This window comes from Rhodococcus sp. BP22 (genome assembly GCF_014281965.1).
Classification (GTDB): Bacteria; Actinomycetota; Actinomycetes; order Mycobacteriales; family Mycobacteriaceae; genus Rhodococcoides.
In genome coordinates this window covers 377,573-400,134 of the sequence record NZ_JACFTB010000005.1, presented here as the reverse complement: position 1 = coordinate 400,134, position 22,562 = coordinate 377,573, and the positions used below count along the sequence as shown (strand labels likewise).

Genomic DNA, 22,562 nt, shown 5'->3' with positions numbered 1-22,562 from the left:
CCCCGAAGATTAACCCACCGACCGCAGCCCCCGCGCGATCACGAGACGCTGAATTTGGTTGGTGCCCTCGAATATCTGGGTGATCTTGGCGTCCCGCATGTACCGCTCGACACGGAAGTCGCGGGTATATCCGTACCCACCGAACACCTGGACGGCATCGGTAGTCACCTTCATCGCAGCATCGGTGGCTATGAGCTTGGCGACGGATGCGCTTCGTGAGTAGTCGAGCCCGCTGTCGCGGCGTCGGGCGGCGTCGAGATACGTAGCGCGGGCAGAGTCGACGGCGGCTGCCATGTCGGCCAACAGGAATCCGAGCCCTTGATGGTCGACGATCTTCTTACCGAACGTCGTGCGTTCGTTCGCGTAGGCCACCGCGTCGTCGAGGGCCGCTTGGGCGATTCCGACGGCGACCGCGGCAATACCGAGACGGCCGGAATCGAGTGCACTGAAGGCGATCTGCAGGCCCTGCCCCTCGGTACCGATGCGTCGTTCGGCTGGAAGGTAGGCGCCGTCGTAATGCGCCGAGGTCGTCGGTACCGAGTGCAGTCCCATCTTCTCCTCGGGTTTGCCGAAGGTGAGCCCGTCGAGGTTCTTGGGCACCAGGAAGCAGGAGATGCCCTTCGACCCTTCACCGGTGCGTGCGAAGAGGTTGTAGAAGTCGGCGATGCCGCCGTGGGTGATCCACGCTTTCGCTCCGGTGACGGAGTATCCGTCACCGGATGGCACCGCCTTGCAGGTCAGGGCGGCGGCGTCGGATCCGGCCTGCGGCTCGGACAGGGAGTAGGCACCGATCTGCGAGCCGCCGAGCATCTCCGGCAACCAGCGTTGCTTCTGCTCTTCGGTTCCGAATGCCAGTAGCGGCGAGCAGGCGAGACTGTGCACGCTGACGGCTACGGCGACCGCGGCCCATCGCGACGCCAACTCTTCGAGGACCTGGAGGTAGACCTCATAGGGCTGCGCTCCGCCGCCCCATTCCTCGGGGAACGGCAGGCTGAGCAAGCCTGCCTCACCGAGTTGAGCGAACACGCCATCCGGATACGTCTCGGCTTTTTCGTGTGCGTCGACGATCGGGTCGAGCACTTTGTCTGCGACGTCGCGGGTGAGCTGGATGAGATCTTTGGCTTCCTCGGTGGGTAGCAGGCGATCGACGGGCACTGGGCACTCCTCACGAAACCACGGACAGTACTGGAATGATCCTCACAGTACTGCACACAGTACTGCGCCGTCGAGTGCAGTACTATTTTGCGGTATGACCGCAGCTCACGCGACTGCACGGCGCGCCCAGCTCTTCGACCAACTGGTCGCACTGTTCCTCGACGAAGGATTCGCACACCTGACGCTCGACGACATCGCGACACGCCTGCGATGCAGCAAATCGACGCTGTACACATTGGCCGGGAGCAAAGATGAGCTTGTGCGGACGGCGACCGTTCACTTCTTCCGTGGCGCGACCGACCGGGTCGAGGCATCCATCGCAACCGTCGAAGGGACCGGCGCGCGGCTGACCGAGTACCTGTCGGCGGTCGGCATCGCGCTGCAACCCGCGTCGGCGCAGTTCATGGACGATCTCGCAGCGTTCCCCCCTGCCCGCGAGGTCTACGAGCAGAACACCGCCATCGCCGCGCAACGCGTGCAGCAACTCATCGACGAAGGCACTTCGGCCGGGGACGTCCGCGGAGTCCATGCCGCGTTCGTTGCCGATGTGGCCGCGACGACGATGGCTCGAATCCAGAGCCGCGAAGTAGCCGAGCGCACCGGGCTCGAAGACTCGCAGGCCTACGCCGAACTGGCCGCGCTGCTCACGACCGGCATCACCTGATCAATCACGCTTCGGCTGATTCTCGCTTGCCGGCCCCTCAGGAGTCGACAGTGACGCCTATCGCGCCTGCTTGCCCGGTGTGAGCGAACGAAATGTCGTCTACACCGACAACGGTTACAGTTCGAGAGGATCGACCCGCCCAGACCGACTCCCCCGGCAGTCCGGCACCGCCGTTCGGCCCCGAGACGTGACCCGCAGGGAGATGCAGATGCGCAACGTCTTTCGCGTGTTCTCGCGAGATGTCAGACGGCTCGCACTCGTGCGCAAAGCCTGGATCGTCATCCTCGGCGTCATGATCACCCCATCGCTGTATGCCTGGGTGAATATCGCGGCCTTCTGGGATCCGTTCTCGGAGACAGCAAATGTCAGCGTCGCGGTCGTGAACCAGGACGAGGGTGGCACCTCGACCGCCACGGGTGATGTCGATGTCGGCAGTCAGCTGATCGACCAGCTCGAGGAGAACGATCAACTCGGGTGGCAGTTCATGGACGAGAACGACGCGATGGTGGCGGTCAGAAGCGGATCCAGCTACGCAGCCATCATCATCCCACCGGAGTTCACCCGTGATCTCCTCAGCATCACCTCCGGCGCTTTCACGCCCCCCACCCTCACGTACTACGTCAACGAGAAGGCGAACGCGGTTGCTCCGAAAATCACCGACGTCGGCGCAACCACCCTCGACACGCAGGTCAACAGCACCTTCGTCTCGGTCGTAGCCAAGGCGGTCACCGAGGAGTTGACCAACGCCGGTGACAATGTCGAACGCAGATTGAAAGACGCCCAGAGCAACACCGTCGACACGCTCGATCGGGCAGTCGGCACGGTTGCGTCGGCGCGCGAGCGAATCGGAGATATCAAGGACGGGCTGTCCGGCGCCCGGGGTGGCCTCAGCTCCGCGGGAGACACTCTCGGCACGGTCGACGCCACACTGGGCGAGGTGCAGACCGCCGTCGGCCAGGCTCGACAGATCGCAGACGAGGCGCAGCAGGAACTGGCCGATTTCACCGGCTCGTTGACCACCGCCTACGTCTCGGGCGCCACGCTTCTGGCCGACGCCGCGTCGACGCTGAACGGGTCGGTCGCGAGAGTGACGTCGGGGCTCGAGCGCGCAGGCGTCGCAGTCGGTTCCGGCCTGAACGACGCCGACCAGGTCGTCGCCAGAACCGGTGAAGCACTCAGCGAAGTCCAGGCACTGCTGGCCGCCACGGTCCCCGATTCCGAGCTGTCCGATCGGTTGAGCGAGGCTGTCACCGGGCTGCAGGACCGCATCCCCGACGACCAGAACATCCTCGCCCGCGTGCAGCAACTCAACGCCGTCGTGACCGAGGCCACGACAGCGATCCGGAACTCGGCGGAGGCGATCGACACCGCCGCCGAGGCTGCGGGTTCCTCGGCGCGGTCCGTCCGCGACGTCCTGTTGTCGACAGGACCCGAACTCAACGGCGCGATGTCGCGACTGTCGGCGAGCGCGGGCGCCCTGTCCTCCGCGATCGACTCGCAGCGCGCGCAGCTGGGGCAGGCGCAGAATCTGCTCACGAGTCTCGGCGTCCAACTCGATGCGACGTCGACGGCGCTCACCGCGCTCGACGGCAATCTCGCCGGGGTGGAGGCCGGTCTCGATCGTGCGCGGACCGACGTGGTCGCGCTCAGCACGGCGGACGCCTGGGACACGCTCGGCACTTTGACAGGGCTGAATGCCGAACAGATTGCTCAGTTCATGGCATCGCCCGTCGAGGTGGACGAACACCCGGTGTTCCCGGTCGCCGCCTACGGCTCTGCGATGGCACCCCTGTTCGCGAACCTCTCGCTCTGGATCGGCGCGTTCGTACTCGTGGTCATCTTCAAGCTCGAAGTCGACGAAGAGTCGATCGACGGGCTGACGGTCAGGCAGGCCTATCTCGGGCGGTGGATGCTGCTCGCCGCGATGGGCGTCGTCCAAGCGTTGGTCCTGTCCATCGGCAACCTCGTCATCGGCGTGGAGACGGTCAGTGCTCTCGCCTTCGTGGCCACCAGTGTGCTCATCGGGTCGGCATACCTGAGCATCATCTACGCACTCTCGGTCGCCCTTGGATATGTGGGCAAAGGCCTGTGCATCCTGCTCGTCATCGTGCAGATCCCTGGCGCGGCGGGCCTGTATCCGATCGAGCTGATGCCGGGGTTCTTCCGCGCCCTGTACCCCGCTCTTCCGTTCACCTACGGGATCGACGCCATGCGAGAGACGATCAGCGGCTTCTACGGTGACCACTACTGGAAGAACATGGCCGCTTTGGCGGTGTTCGTCGCCCTGTCGTTCCTCCTCGGACTCGTCCTACGCATTCGGCTCGGCAACTTCGCCTTACTGTTCAGCCGCAGGATCGCCACCACGCAGCTGTTCGTGACCGAGGACGTCCACATCACCGGGCGCCGCTACCAGCTGCCGCAGATCATCCATGCACTGTCGAACGGGGGACGATACCGGCGGGTCGTCAGGGCCAGGGCACGTCGATTCAGGCAGAACTATCCGACTCTGCTGCGAGCCACCTTCGCCGTCACCCTCGTGGTCGTGCTGTCCCTCGGACTCCTCGCGTGGCTGATCCCCGGGGGTAAGGCCCCGCTCCTCGGCCTCTGGGTGCTGTTCTCTCTGCTCGTCATCGGCTTCCTCGTAATGCTCGAATACATCGAGCAGAGCATCGGCTTCGCCGAAGAACTGGGCGGAATGTCCGACGCCGAACTGCGCCGGGAGCTCGTGCTTACCGGCACCGGGCACGATGCGACGATCCCGAGTACATCGGAGATGGAGGAGGAGAGGGAGACACCCGACGTGGATCCCAACGAGCGAGTCGAACGGGGTGAACGCGAGTGAGGAACGTATGGACGCTCGTTCGCCGCGACCTGCGCCGCAGCACAAACAACGTGATGGCGATCATCGTCCTGTCAGGGCTGGTCATGATCCCGTCGCTGTTCACCTGGTTCAACGTCATCGCCACCTGGGACCCGTTCGGCAACACCAGGAACCTCACGGTCGCGGTGGCCAACACCGATGAGGGGTACCAGAGTGACCTCATCCCGCTGCGCGTCAACATCGGCGAGCAGGCAATCTCCGCGCTGCGGGCGAACAACGATTTGAACTGGGTGATCACCTCACGGGACGACGCGATCGAAGGCACGAGGTCGGGAGAGTACTACGCCGCCCTCGTGCTACCGCCGGAGTTCAGCGCCGACATGATGACGTTCTACGAGGACGGCGGTAAGCGGACCGCGATCGAGTACTACACCAACGAGAAGAAGAACGCGCTCGCCCCCAACATCACCGAGCAGGGCGCGACCGAGGTGTCGACGAACATCAACGCGGCCTTCGCCGCCACGCTCGGTGAAGTCGGACTACAGATCATCTCCTCGCTCTCCGAGGAACTGAACGACCCCGACACCCAGGTCGCCTTGTCCCGCCTCGAGGCGGGAATCGGTCAGGTCGCGGCGCAGCTCCGGTCGGGCGCGGGCACCGCCGATATTTTCACCGCACTGATCTCATCGAGCGTCCCGCTGGTGACAAGCGCCTCGGACCTGGCCGCGTCTTCGGGCCGCGCGCTCAAACAGGCCTCCGACGCCATCAGCGGCGGTGCAGATGCCGCACGTTCACTGAAGTCGACTTTGACCTCGGCGGCAGGTTCTCTCGGCGGTGCGCTGTCGGCGAGCGACGAGAGCTATCAAGCGGTGTCGGACCGTATCGACGACATCTATGCATCACTCGATGACCAATCGAGCAGCAGCGCGGAAACCGTCGAGTCGTTGGCAGCACGGGTGCAGACGCAGATCGATCAATATGTTTCCACGCGTGAGAGTGCCGTGGCCACTGTCGCGCCGCTGATCCCCGACGTCGCCAGGGGCGCCTTCGACCTCGTAGTCTCGCGGCTCGACAACGCCATTGCGCGACAGCAGGCGCTGCAGGATGGCCTCGAGAACGCAGCGCTGCAACTGCGAAACAACAACGCCGACACGAGCGTCGCCCGCCAGGAGGCACTCGGCCTGGTGGCTGACGCGAGGGAGGCCATCGAGAGCGCCAAGACTGCCTACGACACCAGCCTGAGGCCGAAGCTCGATGCCCTCGGCTCCACTCTGTCCTCGATCGAGGACGGCGTAGCGACGGTCGGCAACGACCTGTCCACTGCTACGGCGACACTTTCCGGCGGTACGGACTCGCTGCTCGATCGCCTCGCACAGGCACAGTCGACGACCTCGTCGGTCTCTGATTCCCTCACGGATGCGGCCGACCGCTTCGACGGACTGTCAGTCGCGTTGGCGGAGGCCATCGACACGGGAGACCTCGGCGCACTCACCGATGCAATCGGCAACGACCCGGGGATGCTGGCCGCCTCGTTGTCGAAACCCGTGCAGCTCGAGCGGGTGCCGGTGTTCGCCGTGGCCAGCTTCGGTAGTGCGATGACACCGCTGTACATGATGCTGGGATTGTGGGTGGGCGCGCTGCTGGCGTCGGTGGCGATCCGCGTCGATGTGCCGGCGGGAGCACTGCCGGAAGGTGAGGCGCTGACTCCCGATCAGACCTACATCGGGCGGTACGGGATCTTCGCACTCGTCGGGTTCGCGCAGAGCACACTCGTCAGCGTCGGCTTGATCCTGTTCGTCGAGGTGGAGCCCGCACACCCGTGGCTACTGATACTTGCCGCCTGGGTGATCTCCCTCGTCTTCACACTGATCACTTACACGTTCGTCGTGGCGTTCGGCAATGCAGGCAAGGCGCTCTCGGTACTTCTACTCGTCTTCCAGATCGCCGGTTCCGGGGGCGCATACCCATTGCAGGTGCTCCCACAATGGTTCCAGAACATCAGCCCGTTCCTACCCGGGACGCATGCCGTCGACGCGATCCGCGCAGCGATCGCGGGAGTCTACGACGGTGACTACTGGAAGTCGTTGGGTTGGCTCGTGCTGTTCATCGTGCCGATACTGCTGCTGGGGTTCGTGCTTCGGCGACCATTGATGGATTTCAACAAAACGCTGTTGCGCGAGCTGGAGTCGACCAAGCTCATGTGACGGTCGGGCGGCGAGCAAGATCCTTTGAAACTTGGTCGCCTTCCATAGCTTTCATGGCGCCACGCTCACTGCTCTCGCGCAAGTAGCACCGCTCGTTCGCGTACTTCCTGCACGGCCGAGCGGATGAGATCGGAGTCGGAACCGTCTGCCCTCGAACCGATTTCGAGCTCGATGACGTCGTTCAGCATTCGCGCGGGCAAGCTCTGTACGAGCTGTGGACGCACGGGGAGTACGCCCACCACGAAAATTTGCTCGACCGTTTTCGCGTCGTACATTTCGGCGATAATTTCGGCGACGGTCTTCTCCCCTGCACGGTGTCGTGTCGGAGTTCTGGACTCGACCGTAACCGAACTCGTCGCTACGCCCCGGGTATCGAAGGTGTCGATATCGGCGCCGCGTTGATCCACCGATACGACGACATAAGGTCCGGCATCGTCGAGTGGATCGGATTCGGTGTCCACTCTCGGTACACCGACGAACCGGGCCTCGGTCGGCTCGGCCCCCAGCTCCAAGTCGGATGCGTCCCGCGCGGCCTCGACGGGCGCCCCTGCGGACACCGCAACGTGCACCGAGTCTGTCTGCATATTTTCCCTGCTCGTCGACATCTGGAGGGGTTGCCCAGGTCTCCGAGCGCCAAACATCACAACTGTTGTTTCTTTCACCGAGACGTACCGTAGGACTCATGACACTTCGCTCCGCGGACGCCGTGGTGATCGGCGCCGGACACAACGGACTCGTAGCGGCTGCTGCGCTGGCAGACGCAGGCTGGGATGTAGTGATTCTGGAGGCCGGCCCCGAAGCCGGTGGGGCTGTCCGCAGTGCCGAGCTGATACCAGGATTCAGCAGTGATCTCTTCAGTGCCTTCTATCCGTTGGGGGCTGCGTCGCCCGTGATGACCTCACTCGACCTCGAGCATCATGGCCTGCGGTGGTCGCGTTCGCCCACCGTCTACGGCCACGCACGCTCCTCGATGGACGAGTCCGCCCCCGTCGTCCACAACGACGTCGCCGATACAGCCGCGGCTCTGGCCGAATACGACCGTCGCGACGGCGATGCCTGGTTCGACCTGTTCGATCAGTGGACGAAGATCCGGAAGCCGATGCTCGACGCCTTCTTCGGACCGTTCCCGCCGGTACGCGCCGCTGCGTCGTTGGCGAGAGCCTTGGGTGCCGCGGATACCCTGCGGTTCGGACGGTTCATGGCTCTACCGGCGCGCGTCATGGCGCACGAGCTCTTCCGAAGCGAGGCCGCCAGGTGCCTCGTGCTGGGCAATGCCATGCACGGTGACGCCCCTTCCGACGCGCCCGTCAGTGGTGCAATGGGTTATCTGCTGACGATGTTGGCGCAGGACGTCGGATATCCGGTGCCTACGGGTGGCGCGAGCAAGCTCGCCGACGCGCTCGTGAGCCGTGCAGGCAAGGCGGAACTGCGCTGCGGCAGCCCGGTCGATCGCATCGATGTCGCCGGCGGACGTGTGTCAGCGGTTCATACGAAGGGTGGGGACACGATCTTCGTCCGTCGGGCCGTCATCGCCGACGTCTCCGCACCGATGCTCTACGGTTCCTTGCTTCCGGCCGACGCCGTACCCCGGCGGGTGCACGAGGATCTCCGCAACTTCGAATGGGATACCCCGGTGGTCAAGGTCAATTACGCCCTCGACCGCCCCATCCCGTGGCGCTCGGCAAGCCTCTCTGGTGCCGGGACCGTGCATCTGGGCGCCGACGACGACGGCCTGGTCCGATGGTTGGCCGATTTGACCACCGGGGTTCTCCCGGAACGTCCGTTCATGCTGTTCGGGCAGATGACCACGGCGGACGCCTCCAGGTCACCGGCGGGCACCGAGAGCGCCTGGGCGTACACGCATTTGCCGCGCGGAGTGACCGACGACGCGTCAGCCGATACTGTCGCCGACCGGGTACGCGGCGTGCTCGAAGAACACGCCCCAGGGTTCAGCGGGTCGATCATTGCCGAGGTGGTCCAGCGTCCGTCCGATCTGATGGCCGAGAACGGCAATCTCTACGGCGGCGCAGTCAACGGAGGAACCGCACAGTTACAGCAGCAGTTGATCTTTCGCCCGACACCAGGACTCGGACGTTCGGAAACCGTCGTCGAGGGACTGTTCCTCGGTAGCTCGTCTGCGCATCCTGGAGGAGGAGTTCACGGAGCAGCAGGGATGAACGCCGCGCGGGCGGCATTGGGTCAGCAGGGTCCGCTCGGCCGGATACGAAAAAAGGTGACCAGCTCCTTGATGGAGCTGGTCACCCGAGATCGAGAAGAACGTTAGCGCTGCGATGCCGCTTCGACGGCGTCGGCAACTCGATCGAAAACCTGCACGGCAGGTTGGAGAGACGCAGCTTCCAACAACCGATGTACCGGGTGTCCTTCTACGAGCGACCAGCTCGACCCTGCTTTCTCGGTCCCACTGTCGAGGGCGCTGAACACGGTCAGACCGGCAATGCCGAAGAAGCCGACATCGGACAAGTCGAGTACGAGATGCCGGTGCGCGTCGATGTGGGTGGATGCGAACTCGGCCAGCATCGGTGCACTGCGAATATCGATGTCGCCGTGCACGCTGACAACGAGCGCGGCCGAGCCGAACGGTACGGCTCGAAATATAGCGCCGGTAGCAGCCACGGACACCGAAGTATCTGCTGTGGCGTGAGTGTTCACTGCGGCTTGGTTGTGTGCGGTTGCGTCGTCTTCGACACCGCGTGGAGTAACAGTCATAGCCATCCCATCGTCTTTTCGATCGGGAGGGAAACGGTACGAGAGCGGTGACAGTCGAATGTGAACATAAGTTCCGCTAACGGCTGCGACAGCCAGGGCGTCTCCCCCGACAACGGCTGTTAGCTCAACCTCGGTCAACCCTACGTTACTCGGGCCGTCCCGCATAGTGAAGACAAATCGAACACCGAGATCTCAGGTAATTCGTGGAAGCAGTTCCTCGTGATGCGCACGCATCGAGTCGATCAAAGCGACGAAAACTCGATGAGCCGCAGCAAGATCCGAGTCGGGCACATCGGCAAGCGCGGAATTGGTACGCATACCGAGCGGACCGAAGAATTCACGTGCGACGGCCATGCCGTGGTCGGCATAGCGAAGAATCACTTTTCGACGGTCACGTTCGTCTTTTTCTCGTCGTATATGACCCGACTCGATCATCCGCTCGACCAAGTACGTCATGGCTGCGGACGATAACCCGAGCCGAGCGCCGAGTTCGCCCGTCGTCAGCGGCGTGCCTTCGACGTCGGCGACCATGATCAGGAGCAGTGCACGAAAATCGTTGTGTCGCAGTTCGTGTTGCGCTCCGAAGGCCCGACCGATCTCCTCGGAGACAGCGGACAGCGCACGTACGTCGGACGAGATTTTCGATTCCAGCTCGCTTCGATCGGCCACTGCGGTCCTCTCTCTTCGAAGATGCGCTCAGACTATCCGCACGCCCGGCGGCTGATCTTGCCGGTTGATTAATGTCTCAGTTAGTGAGATTGTTTGCCTGTGGACAGCTCACGCCGCGACGACGGCTTCTGGATCGGATTCGCCCGGATTGTCACCTCACGCCGGTCGTGGGCAGTCGCGCTTGCCGTCCTGGTGCTCTCGCTAGGGTTCATGGCCCTCGTCGGCGAGAACGACTCGGCCGGAAGCGCACCGTCCTCGGTGCCACCCGCAGCTGAGTCCGCCCAGGTCACCGAACTGTTGACCCAATTCCCCGGCGCAGACACCGCACCGGCGATACTCGTCGTCAGTCGATCCGATGGCGAAGCGTTGTCCGAAGCCGATCTGGCGGCCGCGCAACAGGCCCTCGATCGGACCGCGGTCGCCGCGGGCACCGACACCGCTTCGCCTCCGCTCGTGCCGGCACCCGACGGCAAGGCGACGCTCGGCCTGGTTCCAATAGACAGTTCGCTGTCCGGGTTCACACTCGACGACCTCGTCACCTCGCTGCGCACTGCTGCCGTCGACGGCCTTCCCGACGGCCTCGACGCGCAGGTAACCGGCGGACCGGCATTCGGCGCCGACATTGCGAACTCCTTCTCCGGCGCCAACTTCACCCTCCTCGCGGTCACCGCACTCGTGGTCGCGATCCTTCTCATCGTGACGTACAGATCGCCTGTTCTGTGGCTGGTTCCGCTCCTCGTCATCGGCTTCGGCGATCGCGTCGCCACGTCCGTCGGAACGGCACTCGCCGAGGTGACCGGCCTGTCGTTCGACGGTTCCACCTCCGGCATCACCAGCGTTCTGGTTTTCGGAGCGGGTACGAACTACGCGTTGCTGTTGATTTCGAGATATCGGGAAGAGTTGCGGGCCGAGGCCGATCATCGACGTGCGCTTGCACGAGCGGTCCGTCACGCCGGACCTGCAATTCTCGCCAGCAACGCCACCGTCGTGCTGGCATTGCTGACACTGCTACTGGCGATCCTGCCCAGCACCCGCAGCCTGGGTGCACTCGCGGCAGCAGGCCTGGTCGTCGCAGCCGTGTTCGTCCTCGTCGTTCTTCCTCCATTGCTGGCATTGTTCGGACGAAAGCTGTTCTGGCCCTTCATCCCAGGACCTGACGATCGCGATACCGCCACCTCGGGGGCCTGGTTCTCCATCGCCGCCGCAGTATCACGACATCCGGCACGCACGGCGTCGATCACGATCGTCGCGCTCCTCGCCTGTGCCGGTGCTCTTTTCGGAACTGGGATCGGCTTGTCACAGACCGAGCAGTTCCGCGTGACCGCCGAATCCGTCGAAGGCTTCGAAACACTCTCCGAGCACTTCCCCGCAGGTCTCGCCGATCCGACGACAGTGGTCGGAAAGACCGATTCGGCCGCCGAGATCGAGTCCGTCCTGGCAGGCAACGACGCCGTCACCTCGTTCACCCGTGGCGCCGACTCCGGCACCGGCCTGACTCGATGGTCCGTCGTATCCGACTCGCCGCCCGCATCCGAGGAAGCGTTCGCCGTCATCGAGGACCTACGTGGTTCGCTGAAGGACATTCCCGATGCCGAGGCGCTCGTCGGCGGCAGTGACGCCCAAGCCCTCGACACCAGTGACGCCGCCGCCAGGGATCGGCTCGTCGTCGTGCCCGCCATTCTGATCGTCGTTCTCGCTGTGCTGCTCGTATTGTTGCGCGCCATCGTCGCCCCGCTGGTGCTCGTCGGCACGACAGTTCTGAGCGCCCTGGCGGCGCTGGGCATCGGTAGCTGGGTGAGCCTGCACATCTTCGGATTCCCGGCTCTCGACGACAACGTTCCGCTGTTCGCCTTCCTTTTCTTGGTTGCCCTCGGCGTCGACTACACGATCTTCCTCGTCACGCGTACCAGGGAGGAGACGCCCGGCCACGGCACGCGCTCGGCCATCGTGCGGGCGGTGGGCGCCACGGGTGGTGTCATTACGAGTGCGGGCATCGTGCTGGCCGCGGTGTTCTGCGTGCTCGGCGTACTTCCACTCATCACACTCACTCAGCTGGGAATCATCGTCGGCCTCGGCATTCTGCTGGACACCTTCGTGGTGCGCACGTTGGTCATTCCGGCCCTGTTCACCCTTATCGGCCCGGGGATATGGTGGCCGAACACATTCGATTCCAGCAGTACCGAACTGGTGGGACAAAAGGAGTGAAATCCATGAAGGTACATTCGATGCTCACACGCGCGCTCGTTGCCGGTGCGTGCGCCACGGGGATGCTGCTCGCCGGCGGAATCGCGCAGGCAGCACCTGCCCCGTCCGGTTCGGCCGGATTCGTACCCCTCGCCCCCGTCCCGTCCCTCGACGTCGACGAATACCAAGGCACCTGGAATCAAATTGCCGCCGTACCGCAGCCGTTCAACCTCGAATGCGCGCGCGACACACAAGCCAAATACACCCTGCTCGATCCGGCGAACGTGCGCGTGGAGAACACGTGTACCACCTGGAACGGGGAGCAGAACTACATTCTCGGCAACGCCCGCGTCAACGACACGGTGACGAACGCCCAACTGCACGTGAGCTTTCCGGGCGTACCGACCCAGGAGAACCCGGAAGGGCCGACCAACTACATCGTCGCCTACATCGCGGATGACTACTCCTGGGCGTTCGTCGGAGATCCGTTCCGGACTTCGGGCTTCGTCCTGTCCCGCTCCCCCGAAGTGAGCCCGGAGACATTCCGCGAAATCCGCGCCGTCGCCGAATCACTCGGCTACAACTCGTGCCTGATTCTCACCTCGCCGACACCGGGCGGAGCGGCAGGCATACAGCCTCTCTGCACCGTGTAGGCGCCTCGCATGTGAGTGGGATCTGCTCCTCAGCGAGGACGTTCCACTCACATGCGAAGAGTCGCGTTACTCGACCTCGAGCGCTACCTTCCGTAGCAGGTGCGCCAACGCCTCTGTTTCATCCTGGCTCAGCCCGTCGAGCAGTTCGCGATCACGTGCGAGTCGCAGCGGAAAGACGGTGTCGACCAATTCGACGCCGGCAGCGGTGAGTTGTAAGAGCACGACTCGCGCATCGCGCTCCAGGCCGAGCCGCTCGACCAAACCTTCCTTCACCAGACGTTCCGAGATCTTGGTGGTGGATGCCCCACTGAGCATCGTCACCGAGGTTACTTCGCTCGCTCGTAGTGGTCGTTGGGCCCGACGCAGTGCGCTCAAGACATCGAACTCGGCCCGCGACACCCCACTCGGCGCGAGTGTGGAATCGAGTAAGTGGTTGGCCTGCGCTGCGATCCTTCCGATCCGTGCGAGAACTTCGATCGGCGAAGTGTCGATGTTCGGAAAAAGGGCGCCCCACTCACGGCGGACCTGATCGACGAAGTCTCCGCCAGATTTATGCACCGAGGTCATGCTATCCACCCTACGGCCCAGGTCACGGACGGCAACATTTACTTCACTAGTAAAATACTTATAAAGTATTAGAGTGCCTGTTTCCGCTACCCGTCTCGCCCACACCCGTTCTGCGCTCGCCCACGCCACTTCGCGAGCGGCCTGGCGCCAGGCGATGACGCTCGGGCACGCCGATGCGACCATCGCTCCGGCCCTGCGGGTAGGTGCAGCAATCGCCGTCGTACTCGTCGGTGGAGGCATTCTCGGCAGGCCCGAACTCGCAGGCTTCGCTGCGCTGGGCGCCCTGTGCAGCGCCTTCACGCGCTACGAGCCGTACCCACGGCGCGCAGGTAAGTTGGCGCTGGTCGGCGGGTCGATAGTTCTCTGGGCGACACTGGGCGCCGCGCTCGGCACCATGACGGATTCCTCTGCCCTCCAGATAGGCGCAATCTCCCTGACTGCCGGCGTCGCGGCACTTGTCCTGTCGGCCTTCTCGATAACCGGACCCGGCCCGGTCATCCTCGTATTCGCGTCGACCGCTGCCGTCGGGTTCGCGAGCGCCGCCGGGGACGTGGTCGAAGTTTTCGTTTCGGTGTCCATAGGTGCTGCCATCGGATGGGTGGCAGCAATGCTGCCGGCGTTGCTCCATCCGGTCGGGCCCGGTCAACTCGCGGTCGCCCGCGCTCTCGCGGCCACCGACTCGAGACAGGACGGCATCGCCCGAGCGTCGATCGAACGCGCTCGCGTGATCGTTGCACTCAATACCCGGCGGACCTCGCGCGCACACAGCCTCGGACTGACCACTCTCCTCGACGACGCCGAGCACCTTCTCGACGCGTGGGCACGTGGCGAAAATCCCTCTCATGCAGCAGAGATCCTCGCTCACGAACGCGCACTGCGAAAGATGCGCAGGTACGACGCGTTGCCGGTGCGCGCTGCCGAGCTCGCCACTACACCTGAAAACTTTTTTGCCGTCGGCGTGCGCATGTTGACCTCACGGGCACTTGTGATCAATGCGGCACGCATCGCCGTGGCATCATTGTTGGCCGCTTGGTGCGCAACTACTTTCGGCTTCGAGCATCCGTTGTGGGCGACCATGGGCGCGATGGCCGCCATGCAGGGCATCACTTTTCACACGACGGTCGAGCGCGGCATTCAGCGGCTACTCGGCAATGTCGGCGGCGCTGTCATCGCCGCGGCACTGATTGCAGGTGCGTTCGGATACTGGCAGACAACGCTCACCATCATCGTTCTGCAGATCGTTGCCGAACTCCTCGTCATGAAGAACTACGGCCTCACCACGATCGCCGTCACACCGATGGCGCTGCTTCTGACCGGCATAGCAGGACAGCTGTCCCCAGCCGTCGCGATCAGTCGGGTCGGCGACACTCTCATCGGTGTTCTGATCGGGATCGTCGTCGCTGCCCTCACCATCGGGATAGGAGATCGCGGGCACGAGAACTCACCTGCCTAGAGCGACACTACGTCCGGTGAGACGGTGTTACCGTGCAGTTCGAATCGACGAGCATGGGGGCAATCGTAGTGAATTCAGGACTCGGTAGACGATCATTTCTCGCCGCCACCGGGGTCGCGGCCCTCGGGGCTGCAACCCTTGGGAGTGCGACCCTCGGAAGCGCGGGGCGGGCGTGGGCGGCACCGGGGGGTCTCGAAGTCGGCCGAGGCATCGGTGACATGACAGGTGAACCGCTCGGTGCCGGAATGAACGGGTACGCAGTCCTGGAACAGTCCTCAGCGGGCCTGCACCTGCGGCAGCGTGCGCGGGCGTTCGTGTTCGTCGACGCCGCTTCGGCCCAGCGACTCGTGCATGTGACGTGCGAGGTCGGCCTCATGTTCGAGAGCATTCTCGAAGAAGTGCTCCGGCGCCTTTTCTCTCGATTCGGCGATCTCTATCACCGAGGGAACGTCCTGCTCTCGGCTACCCACACCCATGCCGCCCCCGGCGGAACCGACGGCCATCTCTTGGTGGACATCACCACGCTGGGCTTCCGGCCGATCACCTTCGAGTCCAATGTCGCCGGCATCGTGGACGCGATCGAGCGGGCACACGACGACGTGCAACCCGGTCAGGTCTCCATCACCACCGGCTCCTTGACCGATGCCGGAGTCAATCGCTCTCCCAAAGCATTCGATCGAGATCCGATCTCGGACACCTCTCGATTCCCGGGCAAGATCGATCCGCGATCGGTCAACTTGCAGGTGATGCGGGACGGCGAACTGGCAGGCATCATCAACTGGTTCGCCACCCACGGCACGTCGATGAAGGCCACGAACACCCTGGTCAGCACTGATAACAAGGGATATGCAGCATGGCACTGGGAGCGGGAGATCGAGAAGATCGACTACCGCAACCCCACCTTCGTCGCCGCATTCTGCCAAAGCACCCCCGGCGACATCACACCCAACCTGGACAGGCAGCCCGGCACCGGTCCGACGACGGATGAATTCGAGAACACCCGCATCATCGGCATGCGCCAATTCGATACTGCGCGTGCGCAAACCGAGTCCACTGCGAGCGCCGTCGGCACCGGCATCGATGTCAGGTGGATGTATGCAGACTTCTCCGGCTTCACCGTCCGACCGGAGTTCACCGGCGATGGCCGCACCCACACCACCAGCCCCGCAGCGCTCGGTGCCGCCTTCGCGGCGTCGAGTCAGGAAGATGGCGGCGGACTACCGGAACTCGGACTTCAAGAGGGCGAGCGTGGCGGCAATCCCGCGCTGGCAGCTCTCGGTTCGGTGGTGATGCCACAGTGGCTACGCGATGCACATGCTCCGAAGGACATCCTTCTCCCTGTCGGATTGATACCAGGAATCGTGCAGCAGCAGCTTCCTTTTCACCTCGCGCGGCTGGGCGGTTTCTTCCTGTTCTCCTGCCCGTTCGAGCCGACTATCGTCGCGGGCTCACGCTTGCGGACAGCTCTGGCCGACACGCTCGGCGTCGACGCCGATCAGATCGTCGTGCAGGGGTACACCAACGGCTACGGCCATTATCTGACCACGCCGGAAGAATACGATCAGCAGGATTACGAAGGCGGCGCGACACCGTTCGGCCGTTGGCAACTCCCGGCAACCGTTCAAATCGCCGTCGACCTCGCGTCCGCCATGCGAGATGGCCGGACCGTCGACAACGGAACTTCACAACCGGACCTGACCGGCACGATACCGAACTCTCCCAGCGGTATCGCGTTCGTCGATCTTCCGGCCCCTGGCAGGGCATTCGGCGACGTGTTGAGTCAACCGTCCCCGCAGTACGACGTCGGCGCACATGTCGCAGTGCGGTTTTCCGGCGCGAACCCGAACTCGAATTTGCGACGTGACGACACGTATCTGGCCGTTGAGCGGGCCGACGGTGCGAACTGGGTTCGAGAGTACGACGACAGTGACTGGTACACGACCATCGTCTTCGACAACTCTGGGCCGATCACCGAGACCACGGTCGCGTGGGATGTTCCGGCTTTTCAGCAAGCCGGGCGCTACCGCATCGTGTATTTCGGCGATGCCCGGGCGATCGATGGCCGGCTCACACCGTTCACGGGGACCTCTGCCGAATTCGAAATCTTGTCGTCGTGACCTTGCCGTGACCATTGCGTGACAGATACGTAATCGCCGCTTGGGTTCACTGTGTCCCCGAGAGAGGAACGTAAAGGAGGGTGCTGCGAGGAACCAGTTCCACGCAGCCCGCCATTACCAAACGACCTATCGGGAGGCTCGACATGTCCACAGCCAGCATGACAGCAGTGAAGAGAAGTCTGGGCGGCGTAGCAGCCATCGGCACAGCACTGGCGTTCGCCGCACTCGTTCCCGCGACGGCGTCCGCCGCCCCGGTGGGATGTACGACCGCACCGGGTGGCAACGCTGCAGCGTCACTGGTCGGAAACTCCCAGTGCGACAGTAAGGCCGACGCCACCAGCGCGGCAGCCGGATACGGTTTCGAAGGCTGGGGATCTGCCAACGCCATGGCGAACGCAGCAGCACTCGCTCTCGGATTCAACGGCGGCACCGCGGTGGCGGACGGCACGGCAGGCGGAGGACCGGCGGCGATCGCATTCGGACCGGGCAGTCTCGCGGAAAACTCGGCCGTGGGGCTGGGGCTGTCCATCGCAATTGCCGGCCCGGGTGCCACCGTCACGCTGACCCCCACCGGTGCCGTATGCAAGGGACCCGGCATCGCGGGGAGCTTCACCACCCTGCAGGGCTGCATCGGCTGACCTGATCTCTGCACGGGTTTCACGTGGAACGCTACGTTCCCGCGCTCCGCACCGGAGCGCGGGAACGTAGTTGTATTCACGCAGGTCCAGCGGCGATTAAGCTACCGGCATGCGTACCGACGGCGTGCAGCAGGCGGATAGATGAGTACCTCGGAGTTCAGCGAGGCGATGCTCGCTTTGACGAGACGCCTGCGCAAGCAGCGGCCGGTGCATTACCTGACACCGAGTCAGATGCAGATTCTTGGCGACGTCGAGCGAAGCGGCGGATCGAGCGCCCCCGTGGATCTCGCTGCGATGCAGGGCGTGCGGATCCAGTCGCTGACAAGTAATCTCAACGCCCTCGAAGCCGAGGGTTTGGTGATCCGCACTCCGGACACCGCAGATCGGCGCAGATTGTTGATCGTGATGACCACCGAAGGAACGACCCTCGTCGCAGCGGACCGTGCACAGCGTGACAAGTGGCTCGCCGACGCGATGGACGAGGAGCTCACTCAGCTCGAACGCGAAATCCTTCATCTATCGGCTCCCATCCTCTGGAAACTCGCTCGACGGGCGGATTCCGCCGGGGTGATTGACCTTCCAGCGAGGCTCGTGAACCATGTAGATCGTTAACCCCCTGAAGTGGCGCCTGTGCCGCGAACAACGAGGAGTTCGAGCGAGATGATGTCCTACCTTCTGTATGACCTGTTACTCCCCCAGGTCGGCCACGACGTTGCAACGTATTGGGCAACGCTGCTGGTCATCAATCCAATCTGAAGCGCTCGAGAAACAACCACTCGGCCCTCGCGGAAATACTCCGGCGAGGGCCGAGTTCTTTTTTCTCGTGCCTTCGGGAGTCGTCTTCAGCCAGGCGAGGTAGCAGTCGGCAACAGCCGCGAGAGGACATCGGAGAGCGTCACCACCCCGAGTGTCTGCTCTCCTTCGACGACGAGCGCTAGATGATTGCTCGTCTCGCGCATCGAAGCCAGTGCTACGTACACCGGAGTGTCTACCTGCAAGGTGAGTACGGGCCGAGTGATCTCGGAGAGGGTGACATCGCCGTTGAGGGTGTCGCGAACATGGACCACACCGCTGACGATCTCATTGTCGCGCACGAGAATGCGTAGGTGCCCCGACTCGATCGACGCCGCTCGGACGTCTGCGATCGTGGCCGCCGAGGACACCGATACGGGCAGACCCGGCGACATCAGAAGGTCACGAACCACCAGCTTCTGCAGGTCCAGCGCGCCGGAAATTTGCGCCGAGTAGCTGATGTCCAGCGCTCCGACGTTGACGGAATGTTCCACCAGCTGGCGCAGGTCCTCGGCGTTCTGTCCCGAAGCGAGCTGTTCCGATGGTTCGACGCCGACCTTGCGTAGACACCAGTTCGCCATACCGTTGAGAGCGATGAGTATCGGGCGAGTCAGCCACATGAACCCGCGCATCGGAATGGCCAGCAACGTCGCGGACCGTTCCGGATGCGCGATGGCCCACGACTTCGGTGCCATTTCGCCGACCACGAGATGAAGAAAGGTGACGATGATGAGCGCAAGCACGAAGCCGGCCACGTCCGACACCCAGTACGCGATACCCCAGGACTCGAAAGCCGGTGTAAGCCAATGGTGAACGGCTGGTTTGGTGGTGGCGCCGAGTGCCAACGTGCACAGGGTGATGCCGAGCTGTGAACCTGCCAGCAGCACCGTCAATTCACTCGAACTACGCAGGGCCGCTCGTGCCGACCTGCTGGTGCTCGCCGCATCCTCGAGCCGGTGACGCTTTGCCGCGAGCAGTGCGAACTCCACGGCGACGAAGAAGGCACTCGCAGCGATCAGGCCGACGGTGACCGCCAGTACGATCCATGGATCGCTCATCGGTGGGAATCCTTTTCTCGATCATCGGCGCGGTGAGTATCTCCGCTACGCGAATTACGTTGTCTCAGATCGAGCCTGACCAGCGATGGGACGTAGTTGTCGATCTCGAGCACCTCGAGCACCACGTACCGCTCGGGAACTTCGTCGTCGTCGTTCACCAGGTCGGCCGAATCTGCGGGCAGCTCGACCTCCACTACGGTTCCGATAGTGGGCAGGGCGCCATGATGAGAAATGATCAAACCGGCGATCGTCTCGTAGTCACCCTCGGGCAGATCATGATCGATGGAACGTTCGACCTCGTCGATATGAACCTCACCGCTCATCGTCCAGGTACCGTCCTCGGCTGCAATCGGTGTCGGATCCACTTCATCGCTGTCGTGCTCGTCGGTGATTTCCCCGACGAGCTCCTCGGCCAAGTCCTCGATGGTGATGACACCCGTCAAACCGCCGTATTCGTCGATCACACAGGCGAGCTGATTGTTCGAGGACTGTAATTCGAGAACTGCATCGGGAAGTGCTTGCGTCTCCGGCAGAATCAAGGCCGGGCGAACGAACTCGCGGACTTCGGCGTCCGGCCGATCGACGGCGATCAGAATGTCCTGCAGATGCACCACACCCACGATGCCGTCGTCCTCGTCCAGCACTGGATAGCGCGAATGCTCGTGTCCCATCGATGCTGTGACACTTGCCAGCGAATCGTGGGCACGCACAGTCGCGGTACGAGATCGCGGAATCATCGCATGCTCGACGGTTCGCGTCGGGAAGTCGAGAATGCGATCGAGGAGATCGGACAACTCGTCGGGCAGATCGCCGGAACCTCGCGACTCGGCAACGATATGTTCGAGGTCGCGGGGCGTCGCAGAGTGTTCGACGTCGTGCACCGGCTCGATCTTCAGTGCTTTCAGCAGCAAATTCGATGCCTGGTCGAAGATGGTGATAAGCCATCCGAAAACCTTGAGATACATCGTTGTCGACAAGGACAGCCAGCGTGCGACCGGCTCGGGCCGGGCGATCGCGAAGTTCTTGGGAAACAGCTCGCCGAACAACATCTGGACGAACGTCGAGAAGAGCAGCGCTACTACCGCACCGATACCTATTCCGACCGCGGTCGGAATACCGACCCCTCCGAGCATTGCGCCCAGGGATTGTCCGATGAGTGGCTCTGCCACGTAACCGACGAGAAGTCCGGTCACCGTGATCCCGAGTTGCGCGCCGGACAGCATGAACGAGGTGCGTTTGGTGACCTCGAGAGTGCGCCGCGCGCCCGTGTCGCCGGCCTCGGCGCGAGCTTTGAGTCGAGACCGGTCCACGGTCATGTAAGCGAATTCCTGCGCCACGAAATAGCCGGTGACGACCGTGATGAGGAAGACGACGAGGATGCCGAGCAGCAGGGTGAGTACTTCGCTCATTCGCCGGACACCGCCTCGCACATTGTCGACATCGTGCGTGGAGCCGCGTCCGGCCCGGGTCTATCGCTGTCCATGAGTCCTCTGCTTGTGGGCGGGGTGATTTGTCCGATTGTACCTGGCCCATTCGAAGGGCCGGTCGGCAACGAGCCCCAGACTTTCGATCACCGGGATTTCATAGGTTCCGGCGTGACCACTCTCCCCTTACTGTCGATTCGGTGAAGACGCTCAGGTACGGAAGCCGCGCAGTGTGCGCCGCCGGATGCTCCGCTCGGGCCGAGTGTTGTCTCGGGTCGATTCCCTTCGTTCACTCCCGCTGATTCTCGTTCGGCGCCTATCGCCAGTTGTCCGGCCATGTCCGGAAAACCAGTAAGGACTTCCCATGCCTCTCCATACCCATTCTTCTGCAACGCTGGACAGACGATTGTTCATTCGTGGGCTGATCGGTGGTGCCGCCGCACTCGGACTCGCGGCTTGCACTGGAACTGCCCGCCCTGCAACAGTTCTCACGAGCGGGAGCGCCATCCCTACCGAGTTCGCACCCGATACCACGCTGAAGATCTCGTCCCCGCTGGGATCGGTGGCCCTGGCGTTGGGCTTGTCTTCGCTGAAAAACGAACTGCGCTTCCAAGTTCCGGAGTGGCCCAACATCACTGCAGGACCCGACGTCATCAATGCATTCCGCTCCAAGTCCCTCGATGTCGCAACCAACGCCGGACTACCTCCGATCCAGGCCGAGTATCAGGGACTCGATGCAAAAATCGTGGCAGTGCAGTTGACGCGAACTCCCAACTACGCCTTTGCAACCAAGCCGGGGTCCGACATCGAGACGGTGAAGGACTTCGCCGGAAAGACGCTCGCGTTCTCACAGGGACAAGCCCAAGGCGCAGTCCTGCTGCGTGCCTTGGAAGAAGCCGGAATCGCTCAGTCGGAGGTGACGCTGACAAATCTGACCAGCAATCAGTTTCTCACTGCATTGCAGTCCGGACAGGTCGACGTGGCAGTGCTGGGCAACTCTCAGGTGCCCAAGTATCTGGAGCAGTACCAGGCCGACGGCGCCAGGGTCATCACTACCGACGTGGTCGATCTGCTCAGCATCCTGTGGGCACCGACCACCGTGCTCGAAGACGGGGACAAGGCGGCGGCACTCGCGTCGTACATCCCCATCTGGGCGCGCGCGAACATCTGGATCTGGGAGAACCCGGAGATCTGGGCGCAAAAGTTCTATGTCGAGACTCAGAATCTCACGCCGGACGACGCCCGCGCAGTGATCGCGCTGGCCAACCGGCCCATCTACCCGCCCACCTGGGACGAGGCCATCGAATGGCAGCAGAAGAATATCGAACTGCTCTCCGCTGCAGGCTTCGTCGATTCGTTCGACGCCGAGACACTGTTCGACCGGCGATTCGAGAACATCCTCGCCGACGCGATCGACACCGAGTACCGGAGCTGAT

18 protein-coding genes are annotated in these 22,562 nt (G+C 63.3%); 11 read left to right on the top strand and 7 right to left on the bottom strand.

All coding sequences use genetic code 11. The features are described 5' to 3' along the window. Positions 1 to 9 precede the first annotated feature (9 nt). A complete protein-coding gene (locus H2510_RS13620; protein WP_186628818.1) occupies positions 10 to 1,155 on the bottom strand; it encodes an acyl-CoA dehydrogenase family protein in 1,146 nt (381 codons plus the stop codon). A gap of 94 nt (positions 1,156 to 1,249) precedes the next feature. On the opposite strand from H2510_RS13620, the gene H2510_RS13615 reads away from it, so the two are divergent. From H2510_RS13615 to H2510_RS13605, 3 genes are all read left to right on the top strand, one after another. Beyond that, complete coding sequence (locus H2510_RS13615) at positions 1,250 to 1,819, top strand: TetR/AcrR family transcriptional regulator (RefSeq protein WP_186628817.1); 570 nt, start codon at positions 1,250 to 1,252, stop codon at positions 1,817 to 1,819. A 208-nt stretch (positions 1,820 to 2,027) separates the two neighbouring features. Further along, positions 2,028 to 4,661, top strand: a complete 2,634-nt coding sequence (locus H2510_RS13610) for a YhgE/Pip domain-containing protein (protein WP_186628816.1) — start codon at positions 2,028 to 2,030, stop codon at positions 4,659 to 4,661. Then, the gene (locus H2510_RS13605) at positions 4,658 to 6,844 is read left to right on the top strand and encodes a YhgE/Pip domain-containing protein (protein WP_186628815.1); all 2,187 of its coding nucleotides are present in this window, start codon (positions 4,658 to 4,660) and stop codon (positions 6,842 to 6,844) included. Before H2510_RS13610 ends, H2510_RS13605 begins: the two co-directional genes overlap by 4 nt. Positions 6,845 to 6,909: 65 nt before the next feature. Here H2510_RS13605 and H2510_RS13600 read toward each other — a convergent pair whose 3' ends face one another. After that, the gene (locus H2510_RS13600; protein ID WP_186628814.1) at positions 6,910 to 7,428 is read right to left on the bottom strand and encodes a hypothetical protein; all 519 of its coding nucleotides are present in this window, start codon (positions 7,426 to 7,428) and stop codon (positions 6,910 to 6,912) included. A 98-nt stretch (positions 7,429 to 7,526) separates the two neighbouring features. On the opposite strand from H2510_RS13600, the gene H2510_RS13595 reads away from it, so the two are divergent. Continuing rightward, the gene (locus H2510_RS13595; protein ID WP_186628813.1) at positions 7,527 to 9,128 is read left to right on the top strand and encodes an NAD(P)/FAD-dependent oxidoreductase; all 1,602 of its coding nucleotides are present in this window, start codon (positions 7,527 to 7,529) and stop codon (positions 9,126 to 9,128) included. On the opposite strand, the gene H2510_RS13590 is transcribed toward H2510_RS13595, so the two are convergent. Together H2510_RS13590 and H2510_RS13585 are read right to left on the bottom strand one after the other, a co-directional pair. Beyond that, on the bottom strand, positions 9,125 to 9,571 hold the full coding sequence (locus H2510_RS13590) for an STAS domain-containing protein (RefSeq protein ID WP_186628812.1): 447 nt from the start codon (positions 9,569 to 9,571) through the stop codon (positions 9,125 to 9,127). The genes H2510_RS13595 and H2510_RS13590 overlap by 4 nt on opposite strands. 192 nt (positions 9,572 to 9,763) lie before the next feature. Then, positions 9,764 to 10,240, bottom strand: a complete 477-nt coding sequence (locus H2510_RS13585) for a MarR family winged helix-turn-helix transcriptional regulator (protein WP_186628811.1) — start codon at positions 10,238 to 10,240, stop codon at positions 9,764 to 9,766. 210 nt (positions 10,241 to 10,450) lie between these two features. Here H2510_RS13585 and H2510_RS13580 point away from each other — a divergent pair, with 210 nt between their 5' ends. Further along, positions 10,451 to 12,445 (top strand): MMPL family transporter, encoded by a 1,995-nt coding sequence (locus H2510_RS13580; RefSeq protein WP_186628918.1) that lies wholly within the window; start codon positions 10,451 to 10,453, stop codon positions 12,443 to 12,445. 5 nt (positions 12,446 to 12,450) lie between these two features. After that, complete coding sequence (locus H2510_RS13575; RefSeq protein WP_186628810.1) at positions 12,451 to 13,077, top strand: lipocalin family protein; 627 nt, start codon at positions 12,451 to 12,453, stop codon at positions 13,075 to 13,077. Between the two features lie 66 nt (positions 13,078 to 13,143). Here H2510_RS13575 and H2510_RS13570 read toward each other — a convergent pair whose 3' ends face one another. Continuing rightward, complete coding sequence (locus H2510_RS13570; protein WP_186628809.1) at positions 13,144 to 13,644, bottom strand: MarR family winged helix-turn-helix transcriptional regulator; 501 nt, start codon at positions 13,642 to 13,644, stop codon at positions 13,144 to 13,146. Between the two features lie 73 nt (positions 13,645 to 13,717). Between H2510_RS13570 and H2510_RS13565 the strand changes: the two genes are divergently transcribed. The 4 genes from H2510_RS13565 (at position 13,718) to H2510_RS13550 (ending at position 18,464) form a co-directional block, all read left to right on the top strand. Then, positions 13,718 to 15,097 carry an FUSC family protein gene (locus H2510_RS13565; RefSeq protein WP_315901370.1) on the top strand — a complete coding sequence of 460 codons (1,380 nt, stop codon included), beginning with the start codon at positions 13,718 to 13,720 and terminating at the stop codon, positions 15,095 to 15,097. 53 nt (positions 15,098 to 15,150) lie between these two features. Continuing rightward, complete coding sequence (locus H2510_RS13560; protein ID WP_186628808.1) at positions 15,151 to 17,214, top strand: neutral/alkaline non-lysosomal ceramidase N-terminal domain-containing protein; 2,064 nt, start codon at positions 15,151 to 15,153, stop codon at positions 17,212 to 17,214. 143 nt (positions 17,215 to 17,357) lie between these two features. Further along, positions 17,358 to 17,852 carry a DUF6764 family protein gene (locus H2510_RS13555; protein WP_261392916.1) on the top strand — a complete coding sequence of 165 codons (495 nt, stop codon included), beginning with the start codon at positions 17,358 to 17,360 and terminating at the stop codon, positions 17,850 to 17,852. Between the two features lie 141 nt (positions 17,853 to 17,993). After that, positions 17,994 to 18,464, top strand: a complete 471-nt coding sequence (locus H2510_RS13550; RefSeq protein ID WP_186628807.1) for a MarR family winged helix-turn-helix transcriptional regulator — start codon at positions 17,994 to 17,996, stop codon at positions 18,462 to 18,464. A 230-nt stretch (positions 18,465 to 18,694) separates the two neighbouring features. Here the strand turns inward: H2510_RS13550 and H2510_RS13545 are convergent, their stop codons facing one another. Both H2510_RS13545 and H2510_RS13540 read right to left on the bottom strand, forming a co-directional pair. Continuing rightward, positions 18,695 to 19,702, bottom strand: coding sequence for a hemolysin family protein (locus tag H2510_RS13545; protein ID WP_186628806.1), 1,008 nt, complete (start codon positions 19,700 to 19,702; stop codon positions 18,695 to 18,697). Beyond that, a complete protein-coding gene (locus H2510_RS13540; RefSeq protein ID WP_186628805.1) occupies positions 19,699 to 21,111 on the bottom strand; it encodes a hemolysin family protein in 1,413 nt (470 codons plus the stop codon). The genes H2510_RS13545 and H2510_RS13540 overlap by 4 nt, the downstream gene beginning before the upstream one ends. A 379-nt stretch (positions 21,112 to 21,490) precedes the next feature. On the opposite strand from H2510_RS13540, the gene H2510_RS13535 reads away from it, so the two are divergent. Then, a complete protein-coding gene (locus H2510_RS13535) occupies positions 21,491 to 22,561 on the top strand; it encodes an ABC transporter substrate-binding protein (RefSeq protein WP_186628804.1) in 1,071 nt (356 codons plus the stop codon). Position 22,562: the final 1 nt, after the last annotated feature.